Annotated in this window: 13 protein-coding genes; 9 read left to right on the top strand and 4 right to left on the bottom strand. The window is 60.3% G+C overall.

Going from position 1 to position 18,368, the window contains the following annotated elements; all coding sequences use genetic code 11:
* The first annotated feature begins 20 nt into the window (after positions 1 to 20).
* The 5 genes from J2Y90_RS00400 (at position 21) to J2Y90_RS00380 (ending at position 5,652) form a co-directional block, all read left to right on the top strand.
* Positions 21 to 662, top strand: a complete 642-nt coding sequence (locus tag J2Y90_RS00400; protein ID WP_016773334.1) for a tetratricopeptide repeat protein — start codon at positions 21 to 23, stop codon at positions 660 to 662.
* Complete coding sequence (gene bamB, locus J2Y90_RS00395; protein ID WP_039761439.1) at positions 655 to 1,806, top strand: outer membrane protein assembly factor BamB; 1,152 nt, start codon at positions 655 to 657, stop codon at positions 1,804 to 1,806. Before J2Y90_RS00400 ends, bamB begins: the two co-directional genes overlap by 8 nt.
* A 134-nt stretch (positions 1,807 to 1,940) precedes the next feature.
* Entirely contained in the window at positions 1,941 to 3,413 is a 1,473-nt protein-coding gene (gene der / locus J2Y90_RS00390) for a ribosome biogenesis GTPase Der (RefSeq protein ID WP_024014210.1), read from the top strand.
* 311 nt (positions 3,414 to 3,724) lie between these two features.
* Positions 3,725 to 4,873 (top strand): pyridoxal phosphate-dependent aminotransferase, encoded by a 1,149-nt coding sequence (locus J2Y90_RS00385; RefSeq protein WP_253495678.1) that lies wholly within the window; start codon positions 3,725 to 3,727, stop codon positions 4,871 to 4,873.
* A complete protein-coding gene (locus J2Y90_RS00380) occupies positions 4,861 to 5,652 on the top strand; it encodes an amidohydrolase (protein ID WP_253495676.1) in 792 nt (263 codons plus the stop codon). The genes J2Y90_RS00385 and J2Y90_RS00380 overlap by 13 nt, the downstream gene beginning before the upstream one ends.
* A gap of 177 nt (positions 5,653 to 5,829) precedes the next feature.
* On the opposite strand, the gene leuA is transcribed toward J2Y90_RS00380, so the two are convergent.
* The 3 genes from leuA to xseA all read right to left on the bottom strand — a co-directional run bounded on the left by leuA (position 5,830) and on the right by xseA (position 10,177).
* Positions 5,830 to 7,509: a 2-isopropylmalate synthase gene (gene leuA, locus J2Y90_RS00375; RefSeq protein ID WP_253495674.1), complete on the bottom strand. Its 1,680-nt coding sequence runs from the start codon at positions 7,507 to 7,509 to the stop codon at positions 5,830 to 5,832.
* A 463-nt stretch (positions 7,510 to 7,972) separates the two neighbouring features.
* The gene (locus tag J2Y90_RS00370; RefSeq protein WP_253495673.1) at positions 7,973 to 8,794 is read right to left on the bottom strand and encodes a peptidoglycan DD-metalloendopeptidase family protein; all 822 of its coding nucleotides are present in this window, start codon (positions 8,792 to 8,794) and stop codon (positions 7,973 to 7,975) included.
* 3 nt (positions 8,795 to 8,797) lie between these two features.
* A complete protein-coding gene (xseA, locus tag J2Y90_RS00365; protein WP_024014206.1) occupies positions 8,798 to 10,177 on the bottom strand; it encodes an exodeoxyribonuclease VII large subunit in 1,380 nt (459 codons plus the stop codon).
* A gap of 187 nt (positions 10,178 to 10,364) precedes the next feature.
* Here xseA and J2Y90_RS00360 point away from each other — a divergent pair, with 187 nt between their 5' ends.
* From J2Y90_RS00360 to guaA, 4 genes are all read left to right on the top strand, one after another.
* Entirely contained in the window at positions 10,365 to 11,132 is a 768-nt protein-coding gene (locus J2Y90_RS00360) for a sulfite exporter TauE/SafE family protein (RefSeq protein WP_253495671.1), read from the top strand.
* 160 nt (positions 11,133 to 11,292) lie between these two features.
* Entirely contained in the window at positions 11,293 to 11,841 is a 549-nt protein-coding gene (locus tag J2Y90_RS00355; RefSeq protein WP_253495669.1) for a sugar ABC transporter ATPase, read from the top strand.
* 196 nt (positions 11,842 to 12,037) lie between these two features.
* Complete coding sequence (gene guaB, locus J2Y90_RS00350) at positions 12,038 to 13,507, top strand: IMP dehydrogenase (protein ID WP_016773343.1); 1,470 nt, start codon at positions 12,038 to 12,040, stop codon at positions 13,505 to 13,507.
* A gap of 80 nt (positions 13,508 to 13,587) precedes the next feature.
* Positions 13,588 to 15,165, top strand: coding sequence for a glutamine-hydrolyzing GMP synthase (gene guaA, locus J2Y90_RS00345; protein ID WP_042608327.1), 1,578 nt, complete (start codon positions 13,588 to 13,590; stop codon positions 15,163 to 15,165).
* Between the two features lie 77 nt (positions 15,166 to 15,242).
* Here guaA and J2Y90_RS00340 read toward each other — a convergent pair whose 3' ends face one another.
* Entirely contained in the window at positions 15,243 to 18,368 is a 3,126-nt protein-coding gene (locus J2Y90_RS00340; RefSeq protein ID WP_253495667.1) for a membrane-targeted effector domain-containing toxin, read from the bottom strand.

Genomic DNA, 18,368 nt, shown 5'->3' with positions numbered 1-18,368 from the left:
AGCGATTAAGGAGTATTGGGGTGTCGAGTACCGAAGACGAACAGTTGGCGGATTTGAAGGACTGGTGGACACGCAACGGCAAACCTCTGGTCACCGGCGGCCTGTTGGCGCTGGTCATCGTGTTCGGCTGGCAGGCCTATCACAAGTACCAGAGCAACCAGTCGCAAGGCGCCTCGGTGCTCTATCAGCAATTGCTGGAAACCACGCTGACGCCTGACGGCAAGCCTGATGCCGCGCGCGTTGCCGATCTGGCCGGCAAGCTCAACAGCGAATACGGCGGTTCGGCCTACGCGCAGTACGGCAGCCTGTTCGTTGCCAAAGTAGCGGTCGACAGCGGCAAGCTGGACGACGCGGCAACCGAACTCAAAGCCATCGTCGACAAACCGGCCAACCCGGCGCTGGGCGAAATCGCCCGTCAGCGTCTGGCGCAGGTGCTCGGCGCGCAGGACAAGGCTGAAGATGCCCTGAAACTGCTCGACGGCGATGCCGACAAAGCGTTCCTGGCCACTCGCGAAGAACTCAAGGGCGACCTGCTGGTGCGCTTGGGCCGTACCGATGACGCGAACAAGGCGTATCAAAAAGCCAAGGCGGCACTGTCGGATGAAGCGGCGGTCGGTGGCCTTCAAATCAAGCTCGACGACCTGGCCAAAGGGGATGCGTGACGTGATCCGTTGGAAGCATGCAGCATTGCTGGCTCTGGCCCTTCTGGCCGCGGGTTGCAGCAGCAACAGCAAGAAAGAATTGCCACCGGCCGAACTGACCGACTTCAAAGAAGAAGTGGTTCTGCACAAGCAGTGGAGCCGCTCGATCGGTGACGGTCAGGGCGAAACCTACAACATGCTGGTGCCGGCGATCGACGGCGACACCATCTACGCCGCTGATGTCACCGGTGTAGTAATGGCGCTGGACCGCAGCAACGGCGACGTGAAGTGGGACCAGGATCTGGAACTGCCTGTCTCCGGCGCCGTTGGCGTGGGTTACGGTCTGGTATTGATCGGTACGCTGCGTGGCGAAGTCGTCGCCCTGGACACCAGCAATGGTGAAGAGAAGTGGCGTGCCCGCGTCAACAGTGAAGTCCTCGCGCCGCCGGCCAACAACGGCGACGTGGTGGTGGTGCAGACCCAGGATGATCGTCTGATCGGTCTGGATGCTGCCACCGGCAACCAGCGCTGGGTGTATGACAGCACCCCGGCGGTCCTGACCCTGCGTGGCACCAGTGCTCCGCTGGTGACCAACCGTCTGGCGGTAGCTGGCCTGTCGACCGGTAAAGTGGTCGCGCTGGACATCTCCAACGGCGTGCCGGTGTGGGAACAACGCATCGCCATTCCACAAGGTCGTTCGGAACTGGAGCGCGTGGTCGACATCGACGGCGGTCTGCTGCTGTCCGGCGGCACGCTGTACGTGGCCAGCTATCAGGGTCGCGTTGCGGCACTGGACCTGGAAAGCGGTCGTCAACTGTGGCAGCGCGATGCGTCGAGCTACGCCGGTATCGCTCAAGGTTTCGGCAGCGTCTACGTGAGCCTGTCCTCGGGCACCGTTGAAGGCGTCGACGAGCGTTCGACCACTGCACTGTGGAGCAACGACTCGCTGGCTCGCCGTCAACTGTCGGCACCGGAAGTGTTCTCCAGCTACGTAGCTGTGGGTGACCTGGAAGGTTATCTGCATCTGCTGAGTCAGGTCGACGGTCGTTTCGTCGGCCGTGAGCGCATCGACAGCGACGGCCTGCGTGCCCGTCCGCTGGTGGTGGGCGACACGATTTATGTGTATGGCAACAGCGGCAAACTGGAAGCCCTGACCATCAAGTAACAACTATGCTTGGGGTTATCCCCAAGCGGCCCTGCATCTGCAGGGTTTGCAGCGCCTACGGGTGTTGCCCCGAGCACCAGCCGCTGCCTCGCAGCGGCTTTTGTATTTTCTGAAATAACGCAGTGGAGAGCCGCATGGTTCCCGTAATCGCCCTGGTGGGCCGACCGAACGTCGGCAAGTCCACCTTGTTCAACCGCCTGACCAGGACTCGTGACGCCATCGTCGGCGACCTGTCCGGTCTGACCCGTGATCGCCAGTACGGTGAGGCCAAGTGGCAAGGGCGTTCCTACATTCTGATCGACACCGGCGGTATCTCCGGTGACGAACATGGTATGGACGAAAAAATGGCCGAGCAGTCGCTGCTGGCCATCGAAGAAGCCGATGTGGTGCTGTTTCTGGTAGATGCCAAGGCCGGTTTTACCGCTGCCGACCAGATGATCGCCGAGCATTTGCGCAAACGTAACAAGCGTTCCCACGTGGTGGCCAACAAGGTCGACAACATCGACCCGGAAATGGCCCGCGCCGAATTCGCCCCGCTGGGCATGGGCCACGCGATCCCGATCGCCGGTGCCCACGGCCGCGGCATCACGCAACTGCTGGAAGCCGCTCTGAGCGAATTCCCGCGCGATGACGACGAGCCGGCTGAAGGTGAAGAGGAAGAAGTCGTCGCCGAAGGCGAGGAAGCCAAGCGCATTCCTGGCCCGAGCGAGAAAGACGGGATCAAGATCGCCATCATCGGCCGTCCTAACGTCGGCAAGTCGACTCTGGTCAACCGCATGCTCGGTGAAGACCGCGTCATCGTGTATGACCAGCCGGGCACCACCCGCGACAGCATCTACATTCCGTTCGAGCGCAATGAAGAGAAGTACACGCTGATCGACACCGCCGGTGTGCGCAAGCGCGGCAAGATCCACGAAGAAGTCGAAAAGTTCTCCGTGGTCAAAACCCTGCAGGCGATCAAAGACGCCAACGTGGTGATCTTCGTCATGGACGCCCGCGAGGGTGTGGTCGATCACGACCTGAACCTGCTGGGCTTCGCGATCGAATCCGGTCGTGCGCTGGTCATCGCGATCAACAAGTGGGACGGCATGACGCCGAGCGAGCGCGACTTCGTCAAGGTCGAGCTGCAACGCCGGCTGTTCTTCGTCGACTACGCCGACATCCACTTCATCTCGGCGCTGCACGGTACTGGCGTGGGCAACCTCTACGCTTCGGTGCAGAACTCGTTCAAGTCCGCTGTTACCCGCTGGCCGACCAACCGCCTCACCCAGATTCTGGAAGATGCGGTGGGTGAGCACGCGCCACCGATGGTCAACAACCGCCGGATCAAGCTGCGTTACGCGCACCTGGGTGGCGCGAACCCGCCGATCATCGTGATCCACGGTAACCAGATCGAGAAAGTGCCGAAGTCGTACGTGCGCTATCTGGAAAACACTTACCGCCGTGTACTGAAGCTGGTCGGTACGCCGATCCGCATCGAGTTCAAGGGCGGCGAGAACCCGTACGAAGGCAACAAGAACACGCTGACCGACCGCCAGGTCAACAAGAAGCGTCGCTTGATGTCGCACAACAAGAAAGCCAGCAAGAAGCGCCGCGACAAGAAATAAAACAGCAGCCTCAAGTTTCGAGCTGCAAGCTTCAAGTAAAAGCGGTAACGCAAAAAGGGCTCTGTAGGAGCCCTTTTTTGTGCGCGAAGGTTTGATCGTTCCCACGCTCCGCGTGGGAATGCATCCCGTGACGCTCCGCGTCACAAAGCGAGGGACGCAGAGCGTCCGTGGCGGCATTCCCACGCAGAGCATGGGAACGATCGGTGAAAGAAGGGCGCCGTTTGGCGCCCTTTTTTTATGGGCGCCGGATGGGCTATCCTCGGGCTCTCCCGCGCCGTCGTCAGAGCCGGGTGTTGAGCAGAGAACTCCCGATGATCACCAGCAAGCTGCCGAATGTCGGCATCACTATTTTCACGCAGATGTCTCAGCTCGCGGCGCAGACCGGCGCGATCAACCTGTCTCAGGGTTTCCCGGATTTCGACGGGCCGCAGTCGCTGCGTGATGCAGTCGGGCGGCATATCGCCAGCGGCCATAACCAGTATTCGCCGATGACCGGATTGCCGGCGTTGCGTGAGCAGATCGCGGCCAAGATCGCGCGCAGTTATGGCGTGAATGTCGATGCTGATCACGAGGTGACGGTAACGCCCGGCGCAACTCAGGCAATCTTCTGCGCGATTCAGGCCGTTATCCACAGCGGCGACGAAGTCATCGTGTTCGATCCGTGCTACGACAGCTATGCACCGGCCACGGAGCTGGCGGGCGGTCGTTGCGTGCATGTGCAGCTGAAACCGGACGATTTCTCCATCGATTTCGACCAGCTCGCAGCGGCCCTCAGTCCGCGGACGAAAATGATCGTCATCAACACCCCGCACAACCCCAGCGGTGCCTTGATCAGCCGCGACGAGCTCGATCAACTGGCGGCGTTGATCCGTGATCGTGACATCTATCTGATCAGCGACGAAGTCTACGAACACCTGGTGTTCGACGGCGTACCGCATGTCAGCGTGCTCGCCCATGAAGAGCTGTATCAGCGCGCGTTCGTGGTCAGCTCGTTCGGCAAGACTTATCACGTCACCGGCTGGAAAACCGGCTATGTCGTGGCCCCGCCGGCGCTGACGGCCGAATTGCGCAAGGTGCATCAGTACGTCAGTTTCTGTGGCGTCACGCCGCTGCAATACGCGCTGGCCGATTACATGGCCGAGCACCCGGAGCACGTTGAAGAGCTGCCGGGTTTCTATCAGGCCAAGCGCGATCTGTTCTGCGATCTGCTCGCGCCTTCGCGCTTCAGTTTTACCCGGGTCACCGGTACCTATTTCCAGCTGGTCGATTATTCGCAGATCCGCCCTGATCTGAATGATGTCGACATGGCCATGTGGATGACCCGCGAACACGGTGTCGCGAGCATTCCGGTGTCGGTGTTCTACCAGAATCCACCGCAAGGCCAGCGCCTGATACGTCTGTGCTTTGCCAAGCGCGAGGAGACGCTGCGTGAAGCAGCGGCGAAACTATGCGTGATCTGAGTACATTGCCCGACCTGACTCTGGCGCTGATCCAGACCAGCCTGGCCTGGCACGACCGCCAGGCCAACCTTGAGCATTTCGAGCTGTTGCTGGAACAGGCCCGTGGCGCCGATCTGATTATCCTGCCGGAGATGTTCACCACCGGTTTTTCCATGGAATCGGAAACCCTCGCCGAAGCCGAAAACGGCCCGACCAGCAAATGGCTGCGGGCGCAGGCGGCCAAGTTCGATGCGGTCATCACTGGCAGCGTGATCATTCAGGCGGCTGACGGCAGCCATCGTAACCGCCTGCTGTGGGCGCGGCCGGACGGCGAAGTGCTGCATTACGACAAGCGCCACCTATTCCGGATGGCCGGCGAACACAACCATTACACCCCGGGCGAGCGTCAGGTGCAGTTCGAGCTCAAGGGCTGGCGGATTCGGCCGCTGATCTGCTACGACCTGCGGTTCCCGGTGTGGAGCCGCGACGCGCAGGACACCGATCTGCTGCTGTACACCGCGAACTGGCCGGGCGCACGGCGTCTGCACTGGAATCGGCTGTTGCCGGCGCGTGCGATTGAAAACCTCTGTTATGTGGCGGCGGTGAATCGGATTGGCAGCGATGGCAAGGGCTTCGCGTATACCGGCGACAGTCAGGTGCTGGATTTCCAGGGCGAAACCTTGCTGGCGGCGGGGGAGGCGGATGGCGTGTTCAAGGTGGTGCTGGAAGCTGCGCCGCTGGCTGCTTATCGCGAACGCTTCCCGGCAAATCTGGATGCCGACACTTTCGAGTTCACCTGATACTCGCAGCACCTGTCTGGACGCCTTCGCGAGCAGGCTCGCTCCCACAGGGAAATGCATTCCAAATGTGGGAGCGAGCCTGCTCGCGAAGGGGCCATAAAAGTCAGCCAAATACCTGCAGGCAAAAAAAGGCCCCGGAGCTCACACTCCGGGGCCTTTCGCATTTCAGTGGTCGGATTACGCCGCTTTCGCCTCTGGCTGGCTCAGCGAGCGGTTCAGCGCGCTGAACAATGCCTTGAAACTCGCCGTGGTGATGTTTTCATCGATACCCACGCCGTGCACTGCACGTTCACCGTTCACCCGCAATTCGATATAGGCCGCCGCTTTGGCATTGGTGCCCGCACCAATCGCGTGTTCGTTGTAGTCCATGATTTCCACCGGAATCGGAAGGCCGGCGACCAGGGCTTCCAGTGCGCCGTTGCCCTTGCCGCGCCAGTGCAGGTTGGTTTCGCCCTGACCTTTGCTCGCCACTTCGACTTCGACGGCGCTGTTGCCGTTTTCTTCCTGCAGGCGATGGCTGACCAGCGCGTACGGGGTGTTGGCTTGCAGGTATTCGCTGATCAGCAGCGAGTGAATCTGCTTGGCGGTCATCTCCAGGCCCAGGCGATCGGTTTCACGCTGCACGACCTGGCTGAACTCGATCTGCATGCGCCGTGGCAGGCTGATGCCGTATTCCTGTTCCAGCAGGTAAGCGATACCGCCCTTGCCCGACTGGCTGTTGACGCGGATCACCGCCTCGTAGCTGCGGCCGATGTCGGCCGGGTCGATCGGCAGGTATGGCACTTCCCACAGGGTGTCGGGTTTCTGCTGGGCGAAGCCCTTGCGGATCGCGTCCTGGTGCGAGCCGGAGAACGCGGTGTGTACCAGGTCGCCAACGTACGGATGACGCGGGTGCACCTGGATCTGGTTGCACTCTTCGACGACCTTGCGCACGCCGTCAATGTCGGAGAAGTCCAGCTCAGGATCCACGCCCTGGGTGTACATGTTCAACGCGACGGTGACGAGGTCGACGTTACCGGTGCGCTCGCCGTTGCCGAACAGGCAGCCTTCGACGCGATCGGCGCCGGCCATCAGGCCCAGCTCGGTGGCGGCCACACCAGTGCCACGGTCGTTGTGGGTGTGCAGGCTGATGATCACGCTGTCACGACGGTTGATGTTGCGGCCGAACCACTCGATCTGGTCGGCGTAAACGTTCGGCGTCGCGCATTCAACGGTGGCCGGCAGGTTGAGGATCATTTTGTGCTCAGGCGTCGGGTTCCACACCTCGATCACGGCGTCACAGACTTCCTTGGCGAATTCCAGCTCGGTGGCGCTGAAGGTTTCCGGCGAGTATTCAAAGGTCCACTCGGTTTCCGGCTGCAGGGCGGCGTATTTGACGAACAGCTTGGCCGCGTTGACCGCGATGGCCTTGATGCCGTCCTTGTCCTGGTTGAAGACGATGCGCCGGAAAGAAGGCGAGGTGGCGTTGTACAAGTGGACGATGGCTTTCTTCGCCCCGCGAAGGGATTCGAAGGTGCGCTCGATCAGGTCTTCACGGCCCTGGGTCAGCACCTGAATGGTGGTGTCGTCCGGGATGTGGCCTTCTTCGATCAGCGTACGCACGAAATCGAAGTCGGTTTGCGAAGCGGCCGGGAACGACGCCTCGATTTCCTTCACACCTACCTGTACGAGGGTTTTCCAGAAGCGCAGCTTCTTTGCCGCGTCCATTGGCTCGATCAGCGACTGGTTGCCGTCACGCAGGTCGGAGCTGCACCAGATCGGCGCGGCGTCGATGGTTTTCGACGGCCAGGTGCGATCCGGCAGGTTGATGACGGGAAATGCGCGGTATTTCGAAGACGGGTCTTTGAGCATGCTCATCGGGAAATTCCTTGTTGTCTGGGCCGAAAAGAGGCGGCCTGCCGGTTGAACGAATGTTCTTGGAAAAGCGTGGGACGAGGCGCAGCGATTCAGCCTGGCAGTCGTGCGCTGACGAGGCACAGGCTGCGGTGCTGGCGAAGCTGAATGAGGGTGTGAGAGGTTTTCATGGCTTCAACCCTAACCGCGAGGGGAAAGGATGGCAAGCAGTCGGAAAAAATTGAGAGGAATACCCGGAAAGCGGGATTTTGCAGGAATTTATTGCGCTTAAGGCGGTGGAAGTTGTTGATGTTTGCGTAAGGCTAGATTGGTGCGCAATTGAGTTTTTTGAGATTCATTGAGTATGGCGGTGTGTTATAGGCCGCCTTCGCGAGCAGGCTCGCTCCCACAGGGAATCTTTGTTGTGAATAAGATCCAGTGTGGGAGCGAGCCTGCTCGCGAAGAGGCCGGTCGCCTCAACGCATATTCAAGGTTGAAATGCCCCAATGAAAATCGCCGGATCCACCCGCGCATCATTCAGGCTGACATTCCAGTGCATGTGCGGGCCGGTCGCCCGGCCAGTCGCACCGACCTTGCCCACCACCGCGCCGCGGGCAAGTTGCTGGCCGTTCTTCACGTCGATCTTCGACATATGGCAAAACATGCTGATAAAGCCCTGGCCGTGGTCAACAAAGACCGTGTTGCCGTTGAAGAAGTAATTGCCGATCAGAATCACCTTGCCCGCTGCCGGGGTCTTGATCGGCGTGCCCGCTGGCACTGCGAAATCGAGTCCGGCGTGAGGATTGCGCTCTTCGCCGTTGAAGAAACGACGCACACCGAACTTGCTCGACAGCGGCCCGTTGACCGGCTTGTCCAGCAGCAGATTGCTCGGCGTGTTCGGGCTGAAACTGCGGTAAGCCGCAATCTGTTCCGCCAGTTCGCCTTCAATGCGCTTGAGATTGTCGGCGTTCGGGTTGACCTGCTGTTTGTTCTTCAGGGTGATGTGCTGTTCCGGGTATTTCTTGCTGCCGACGGTGAAGGGCAGATTGCGCCCGCCACTGCTGATCTGCTGCGCGCCGGGTTTGACCGTCAGCGGTACGCCAACAATCGCCAGCCAGTTGTTCTGCTCTTTGACCACCAGCACCGGTTTGCCCTGATAGGTGGCTTTCGGTGCTTGCGCGGCAGTGCCGAGATCCACCACGGCGACGCCGCCCGGCACCGGTTTGTTCAGCAGCCGGGTGATGTAACTGTCGGCTTGGGCGTTGAAGGTCAGGCAGAGCAACAGCAGCGGAGCAAGAAAACGCGGCATGGATCAGTCCAGTAAAGAGAGGGTGACGGGCGTCAGGTGATTGTCCTCGACGCGCACTTGCAGTTCGCCTTCGCCCAGCTTGGCTTTCAGGCGCTGGCCGGTGTGGGTCTGCGCGGCGTTGCGGATCGCGTGGCCGCGCTCGTCAAGCAGGATGCTGTAACCGCGACCGAGAGTCGCCAACGGGCTGACCACGTGCAGGGTCTGCATCTGACTGTGCAATTGCTGACGACGCTGTTTCAGAGCATCGCGCATGGCCCGCGGCAGGCGTTCGGCGAGGCTGTCGAGACGCTGGCGGAGCATCGCCAGTTGGCGCCCCGGATGTTGCCCGGCGAGGCGGGTTTCCAGACGAATCAGGCGTTCGCGACGGGTATTGAGACTGCGCTCGAAAGCCCGACGCATGCGCATGTCCAGATCATCCAGACGTTGCGCCTGCTGGCGCAGACGTTCGCCGGGATGGCGCAACCGTCGCGCCATGCCTTCCAGACGCAGGCGATCACGCATCAAGCGATCACGCATGCGCATTACCAGGCGGCGATGCAGGCTTTCGACTTGGCGAATCAGATGGCTGGAATCCGGAGCGAGCAGTTCGGCAGCGGCCGAGGGCGTCGGTGCGCGGACGTCGGCGACAAAGTCGCTGATCGACACATCGGTTTCATGGCCGACGGCGCTGACGATCGGGGTGACGCAGGCATCGACCGCGCGGGCCACAGCTTCTTCGTTGAAGCACCAGAGGTCCTCCAGCGAGCCGCCGCCACGGGCGAGAATCAGCGCATCGAAGCCGCGGGCGTCGGCCATTTTCAGCGCGCGGACAATCTGCGCGGTGGCCTCGCGGCCCTGCACAGCGGTGGGAATCAGGGTCAGTTGCACTTGCGGCGCACGGCGGCGGAATACGCTGATGATGTCGCGAATTACCGCGCCGGTCGGCGAACTGATGATGCCGATGCGTTGCGGATGCGCGGGCAGCGGCACCTTGCGTTCGGCACTGAACAGGCCTTCCGCGCTGAGCTTTTCCTTCAGCGCATCGAAGGCCAGACGCAGCGCGCCGTCACCGGCAGGCTCGACGGTGTCGAGGATCAGTTGATAGTCGCCGCGACCTTCGAACAGCGAAACCTTGCCGCGCACCTTGACCGCCAGGCCATCCTTCAGCGCCTGGCGCACGCGCGCGGCGTTCTGTCGGAACAACGCGCAACGCACCTGCGCGCCGCTGTCCTTGAGCGTGAAGTAGACGTGGCCGGACGCCGGGCGCGCGAGGTTGGAGATTTCGCCTTCGACCCAGATGTTGCTGAACACGTCTTCGAGCAACACCCGCGCGCGGCCGTTGAGCTGGCTGACGGTCAGGACTTCACGGTCCAGGCCAAGTCTTGCAAAGGGATCTTTAATCATGGGGCGCAGTTTAAAGGCATTCTTCTGCTCATTGCACGAACCCTGTAGGAGCTGTCGAGTGCAACGAGGCTGCGATCTTTTGATCTTGCTTTTTCAACATCAAGATCAAAAGATCGCAGCCTTCGGCAGCTCCTACAGGGCGAGTGTCAGTCGTAACCGTCGGCGGTCTTATAAAGGAAACGCGTTGATGAGCGTGATGGAGCTGTTGGGCACATGGTCGTGGAGCGCTGGCGGTTGGGCGGTGATCGGGCTGGGCATTGCCCTGGCCTATATCGTGTTCGGCATCGCCGGCTTCGGCACGGCGCTGGTGGCGGGACCGATTCTGATTCTGTTCATGCCGCTGTCGAAAATCGTGCCGTTGCTGGTGCTGCTGGATTTCGTCGCGGCGTTCGGCAATCTGCTGCCCTCGCGGCGGGACGTCGCCAGGCCGGAATTGCTCAGGCTGCTGCCGTGCATGGCGATCGGCTGCACGCTGGGAGTGATCTTCCTGCTGAACCTGAAATCCGATCTGTTGCTGCTGTTGATGGGGCTGTTTATCAGCGCCTACGCGGTGTACAGCCTGTGGGTCAAAGCACGGCCGGCGCAGTTGTCGGCGGCGTGGGCGGTGCCGATGGGCACGGTGGGCGGGTTGTTCGGCGCGTTGTTTGGCAGTGGCGGCTTTCTTTATGCGATCTATCTGAACAGCCGACTGCCCAAGGAGGCAGCACGGGCCACGCAAAGTGCGTTGATCAGTTGCAGCACCGTGGTGCGCTTGAGCCTGTTCGCCTTCGCCGGTGTGTATGCCGAGCTACCCTTGTTGATGCTGGCGCTGTGTCTGTTGCCAGCCATGGCGCTGGGCTTGTGGATCGGCCGGCGCTTGACGATGAAGTTGTCACGCGAGGCATTTGTGCGGCTGGTGACATGGCTGGTGCTGGCCAGCGGGGTTGCGTTGATCGTGCGCTATTTCAGCACTTGACCGGATTTCTTCAGGGATTAAGCTGCCGGCCGCAGTTCCTGTAGGAGTGAGCCTGCTCGCGATAGCTGTGGGTCAGGCACAGCGATGTTGGCTGATCCACCGCTATCGCGAGCAGGCTCACTCCTACAGGGGTATCCCGATATTTTCAGCAGGCTCCACCATGAACACGCAAAGCATCATCGTCCCGAAAATCTCCACCTTGCCGGTGCACGAGCCCCGGGCACGGGCGATCGTGCGCTGGCTGGTGCGCAAGAACATCGTCGAAGAACAGCTGACCACCTGCGGCCGCACCGGCAATCGCATGGCTCACGCGATCGCCGAGGGCGCACGCGCTGTCGTTCTGCATCCCGAAGCGCTGCCATTCGGCGAGCCGGTCAATGGCCTGGAAATCATCACCAAACGCTGCATCTACACGCCGGCCAAGGGCTTTCTTGAAGAGGCCGGTTGCGCCGAGTGCCGACGTGAAGTGGGTGAGGCGCTGTTCGAAAGTCTCGAAGAATGGTTTCCAGGCCGCACCGACAATTTCACCTGCCCGGAATGCGGGCATGAAGACGACATCAACGGCTTTCTGTTTTTGCAGGAATGCGCGTTTTCCAATCTCGGCTTCATTTTCAACAATTGGCTGGAGGCGGGGTTCAAACAGAGCTTTATCGACGAGTTCGCCGACTGGCTCGATCAACCCGTGGGTTGGGTAAAGGTCGAGCTCTGATCCCTGTAGGAGCTGCCGAAGGCTGCGATCTTTTGATCTTGCCTTTGAAAAGCAAAGTCAAAAGATCGCAGCCTTCGGCAGCTCCTACAGAAAGCGGGGTTTCCCATCTATCAATTAGGCTGAGTTTTACATTGAACAGCAGGGGGTGTCTGACTATAATGGCGCGCTTCCATTTTCCCGCTCGGGAGCCCCCGCGATGCTGCGTATCAGCCAAGAAGCTCTGACATTCGACGACATTCTCCTAGTGCCCGGTTATTCCGAGGTGCTTCCCAACGAAGTCAGTCTCAAGACCCGTCTTACCCGTGGCATCGAACTGAATATTCCTCTGGTTTCTGCCGCCATGGACACCGTTACTGAAGCCCGTCTGGCAATCGCCATGGCTCAGGAAGGTGGCATCGGCATCATCCACAAGAACATGACCATCGAGCAGCAAGCTGCCGAAGTGCGCAAGGTCAAGAAGTTCGAAGCCGGTGTGGTCAAGGATCCCATCACCATCGAGGCCGATGCCACGGTGCGTGATCTGTTCGAACTGACCCGTCTGCACAATATTTCCGGCGTTCCGGTACTGCACGATGGCGACCTGGTCGGCATCGTCACTTCCCGCGACGTACGTTTCGAGAACCGTCTGGAAGCCACTGTCCGCGAAGTGATGACGCCTAAAGAGCGTCTGGTCACGGTCAAGGAAGGCGCCGACAAGAACGACGTACGCGAACTTCTGCACAAGCACCGCATCGAGCGCGTGCTGATCGTCGACGACAAATTCGCCCTCAAAGGCATGATGACCGTCAACGATATCGAAAAAGCCAAAGCCTACCCGCTGGCCAGCAAGGATGACCAAGGTCGTCTGCGCGTTGGCGCTGCGGTCGGCACCGGTAAAGACACCGGTGATCGCGTGACCGCACTGGTCAACGCCGGCGTGGACGTGGTGGTGGTCGACACCGCACACGGTCACTCCAAAGGCGTTATCGACCGCGTACGCTGGGTCAAAGAGAACTTCCCTGAAGTGCAGGTGATCGGCGGCAACATCGCCACCGGCGCCGCTGCCAAGGCTCTGGCCGAAGCGGGCGCCGACGCCGTCAAGGTCGGTATCGGCCCTGGTTCGATCTGCACCACCCGTATCGTCGCCGGTGTCGGCGTGCCGCAAATCAGTGCCATCGCCAACGTCGCCGCCGCCCTTGAAGGCACTGGCGTGCCGTTGATCGCCGACGGCGGTATCCGCTTCTCCGGTGACCTGTCCAAGGCCATCGTCGCCGGTGCGTCCTGCGTGATGATGGGCTCGATGTTTGCCGGTACCGAAGAAGCGCCGGGCGAGATCGAGCTGTTTCAGGGCCGTTCGTACAAGGCTTATCGCGGCATGGGTTCGCTGGGCGCCATGTCCCAGGCTCAAGGCTCGTCCGACCGTTACTTCCAGGACTCCTCGGCAGGCGCCGAGAAACTGGTTCCGGAAGGCATCGAGGGCCGTGTGCCGTACAAAGGCACCCTGAGCGCGATCATTCACCAGTTGATGGGCGGCCTGCGTTCCTCGATGGGCTACACCGGCAGCGCCAATATCGAAGAAATGCGCACCAAGCCCGAGTTCGTGCGGATCACCGGTGCCGGCATGGCCGAATCCCACGTTCACGACGTGCAGATCACCAAGGAAGCGCCAAACTACCGCGTAGGTTGAGGCTTCCAGCAAAACGTTAAATCACCGGGGCTGTTCATTCAGCCCCGAGTTGTTTCTGATTCACTACATGAGAATGAGTCATGGCCCTCGACATTCACGCTCACCGCATCCTGATCCTCGACTTCGGTTCGCAATACACCCAGCTGATTGCCCGCCGCGTGCGCGAGATCGGCGTGTACTGCGAACTGCACCCGTTCGACATGGACGAAGATGCGATCCGCGAATTCGCCCCTAAAGGCGTCATCCTCGCCGGCGGCCCCGAGTCCGTGCACGAAGCCAACAGCCCGCGCTGCCCGCAGGCGGTGTTCGATCTGGGCGTTCCGGTGTTCGGCATCTGCTACGGCATGCAGACCATGGCCGAGCAACTGGGCGGCAAGGTTGAAGGTTCCGAACTGCGTGAGTTCGGTTACGCCCGCGTTGATGTAGTTGGCAAGAGCCGCCTGCTCGACGGCATCGAAGACCACATCGACGCCGACGGCCTGTTCGGCCTCGACGTGTGGATGAGCCACGGTGACAAAGTCACGAAGATGCCGGAAGACTTCCACATCCTCGCCAGCACCCCGAGCTGCCCGATCGCCGGTATGTTCAACGACGACCGCGCTTACTACGGCGTGCAGTTCCACCCGGAAGTGACCCACACCAAGCAGGGCGGTCGCATCCTGTCGCGCTTCGTGCTCGACATCTGCGGCTGTGAAGCCCTGTGGACGCCGTCGAAGATCGCTGAAGACGCCATCGCCAACATTCGCGCCCAGGTCGGCACCGACAATGTCCTGCTGGGCCTGTCCGGCGGTGTCGATTCCTCGGTGGTTGCCGCGCTGCTGCACAAGGCCATCGGCGACCAGCTGACCTGCGTTTTCGTCGACAATGGTCTGCTGCGTCTGCACGAAGGCGAGCAGGTTATGGCCATGTTTGCCGAGAACATGGGCGTCAAGGTGATCCGCGCCAACGCTGAAGAGCAGTTCCTCAACAACCTGGCCGGCGAAGCCGACCCGGAGAAGAAGCGCAAGATCATCGGCCGCACCTTCATCGACGTCTTCGATGCCCAGTCGAACAAACTGGAAAACATCAAATACCTCGCTCAGGGCACCATCTACCCGGACGTGATCGAGTCGGCTGGCGCGAAAAGCGGCAAGGCTCACGTGATCAAGTCGCACCACAACGTGGGCGGCCTGCCGGAAGAGATGAACCTGAAACTGGTCGAGCCCCTGCGCGAACTGTTCAAGGACGAAGTCCGTCGTCTGGGTCTGGAACTGGGCCTGCCGTACGACATGGTCTACCGTCACCCGTTCCCGGGCCCGGGCCTGGGCGTGCGCATCCTCGGTGAAGTGAAAAAGGAATACGCCGACCTGCTGCGTCGCGCCGACCATATCTTCATCGAAGAACTGCGCAAGGCCGACTGGTACCACAAGGTCAGCCAGGCGTTCGTGGTGTTCCAGCCGGTCAAATCGGTCGGCGTGGTCGGCGACGGTCGCCGTTACGCTTGGGTCGTGGCCCTGCGTGCCGTGGAAACCATCGACTTCATGACCGCACGTTGGGCACACCTGCCTTACGAACTGCTGGAAACCGTCTCCGGCCGCATCATCAACGAAATCGAAGGCATCTCGCGCGTTACTTACGACGTGTCGAGCAAGCCTCCGGCGACGATTGAGTGGGAGTGATCCCGCTGCGGTTCGATTAACGAAAAACCCTTGGCCCGAATCCAAGGGTTTTTTCGTTTCATGACCGTGAAAACAGATCAGGCAGGCAAGCGACTTTGCAGGGTCAGGCCGATCTCTATCAGGCGCTCGGCTAACGCTGCGATGTCACGGAACATGATGCCGCTGATCCTGGGCAACGTCTGGGCCCAGATATAAACCTGGCCGTCCCTTCTTAGATTCACCGTTGTGCGGACAATATGGCTGGCGCTGTCGCGACGCACCAGCATGTATGCGTTGTTTTGTGTCTTCTCGATCAGGAACATGCCGTTGCGATGCAGTAGATTTTCCAGCGTTGCCTCAGTCCATTGCGGCGCAGGTGTCTCTATCTGCAATTGCAGGTCCGCGAACAGGAAGTCGGAAGAGTTGCGCGTCGATGCCCCGTTATCAAACGGGCCGCGGGTGATTTCCAGCCCTGGGTCGATGCGCACGCCGGCCACTTCGGCGGACTCTGCTTCTTCAATCCGCAAACCGATGCCGCCCCTGGTTTCGCTGATTCCCGGCAGGTTCCTGAAAGTATTGGTGTTCGTAGCCTCGATCAGGGCCGCCCATTTGCCCGGACCGTTGAGGATCTGATCTCCCCAGATGATTCGAGAGGCGAGCCGGGCGTGGATCATCTGCTCTTCGATCGACGTAAGCGGTATCTTCAGTTTGTATGTGTGGGCGACGTCAAGCCCCTGGATCCGAATGCCATTGGCCTGGGCGGCCTTGACCAGTTCCAGGACGTTGAACCTTTCCTCAGGGTCGGTACCCAGGCTGGACAGGTACACTCGAAGATCCTCGGACATCTCTCCCGACAGAAAAAAGTCGTTGAAATCCGGTTGGGCGAAATCGCTCAGCAAGCCCCGTACGTACAGGGTTTTGATATGCCGAGCGAGCGCTGGCATGTTTTCGATCATGAAACGCATGCTGGCAATGCGATCAAGGGTTTCACCGACGACCAGTCCATCGGTATTGGCAAAGATGCGATCGATCAACTCGGCAGTCTGCATCTCGGGCTCGATTGGCGGGATGACCGGCCGTGCGGGGAGGTTGGTCCAGTCCAGCTCTGAGTAATATTCTTTGGCCTCGTTGACCAAGGACATGCGTCTGTCGCGGAAATAGTTCGCATATGTATCGGCCGTTGATGGCTTACCGAGACGCGCATTGGAGTATTCGACGAACGTCTCGGGCAAGTTCATTGCCCATCGTCTCATTTTCGCCATGTCCATCCCTGGAATGTCGTCCAGGGGAGTCACCAGACGCAGCGGTCGCGCAACCGGCGAAACCGGGAGGACGAGGGGAAGTTCCGCTGACGGCGTTGTTGAAAGCGGAACGGAGGTCACTTCAGGGTCCGGTAAACATGCCTTGCCTACGCATTGACCGCCTCCCCTGAGACGCAGGGCGGGTATGCGTTCCCACTTGCCGCTGGCGAAGCGTACTGGCAGCGAGTAAGCGAACTGATTGGGACGTTCAGGATTGACGATGGCCCAGTTACCCGCGTCTTCGGAGTCGGCAAAGTACCGCACGTAGTACGTGTCGCCATCCATCTCGATCGCATGGCCGGGTTCCCTGTCCAGGCGGTAGATGCCCTCATATTTTCCCGGCGCCGCCTCTACAGCACGGTCTGCAAGCAGCTCGTTGCATCGATACCGGGCAGGAATCCTTGGAACAGACGAACCTTGGCGCGCACCAGCCATCTGCTGGGTGGATGCGATGGGAGAGTCGAAGCGTATTCCGTTTTCCAGCTCAACGGTCGTCTCTGGACCAACCGATGTGACCGAGGGGGGATCCAGAGGCGGAAAAAATGGTGCATCAGGCGAAGTTAACTCGATCAACCCGAGCATTTCTTCCGCTTCGGCAAAATCAACCTGTGGGCCCACCTCCAGTTGTGCGCCAGTGCCGATCAGAAACGGAATAGTGAATACGATGTCGATCGCATTGAGCACTGCGCCGGTTACGCCGGCTTTACGTTCGGACGCTGTGGAAGCGTTGATGGCCTGATCGATGTTCAATCCCATGTTCGCGACGCTGGCGCCAATCAATGGCAACGCCACTGGCCAGCCTACCGCTGCCATCGGGCCGAATACTTTCAGACCGGCACTCAGATAGCCTATCCAGAGTTTCTTGCGCAGGTCACTGTTGGACGTGAGCACCAGCTGCGCCTCGGCGATCATGGCAGTGCGTGTCGACTCGCTTAGCCAAGTGAACGCGTCGCCCGTGATTGCGCCATTGCTGCGGTTGATCATCCGGTGATCACTGTGGCCCCAAGTGCTCACCAGACGATTCATCAGATCGGTGAGGTTTTCGCTCATGTGATTGCTGTCAGCCAGCGGGAAAAGCTTGAGAAATGCGCTGCGCTTGTCCTCGGAATTCATCTGCTCAAGCACCCACCAGTGCAGATCCGCTTCGTTGTCCATGAACACGAATGCCTGGGTTTCGCCCGGCAGGCACAAGGTCTGGCGGCCGTTATCCTGCACCAGACGCAGCGCTTTGCTGGCGACGTGACCATCGAGATCCAGTGTCCGTACCTCAGCGCCGACCGGGTATGTCGCTCGCAGCATTTGCAAGGTGACGGGCCAGGCAACGGGGCCGATTACCGAATCGACGATGCGCTGGAAATCAGTGCCATCCAGGTCGCCGTGTTGCAGCGCCTGCACCGCCTGACTGAGAAAGTTGCACTTTGCCAGGGCGCGAAAGTTATCCGACGAGGTGTGCCAGAACGTCGCCAGTTGACCGGTGTAGCGCGCGCTGAAGTCGACTTCCCAGAATGTCTTCAGCACATCGCTGCCAAGCAACCGCACTTCATTGCTCTGATTGAAATTTTCCGTTTCCGGGCCATCCGAATAGAAGCCGCAGTAAAGGCCGAGCAGATCTGCGTTGTCTTGATCGGTCGCGCGAAAACGATGGATGACCAGTTGCGTGAGGGTGAGCGTTTCGTAAGGCTTTTCCAGCAAGTGTTCCCAACCGGTGAAGGTCAGTGCGCTGCTCTGAGCCGTTTTGAAGCGGTGAAAATAAACCAGGTCAGGATCGAGGCCGGACAGTCCTTTGTCCGCCAGCAGCTCGCTGGCGACTTGGCGGGCCGCATCGAGCAGACTCGGGCAGGTCTGCACGATCGTTGTGGCGATGGCTTTAAGGGCGTTTTTGTCCGCTGCGTTTGGCAGCAGACGGCGTTCGGGAGCGGTCAT

This window comes from Pseudomonas koreensis, from assembly GCF_024169245.1.
GTDB lineage: Bacteria > Pseudomonadota > Gammaproteobacteria > Pseudomonadales > Pseudomonadaceae > Aquipseudomonas > Aquipseudomonas koreensis_F.
The sequence above is the reverse complement of the archived record's forward strand: the minus strand, read 5'-3'. Positions and strand labels throughout refer to the sequence as shown.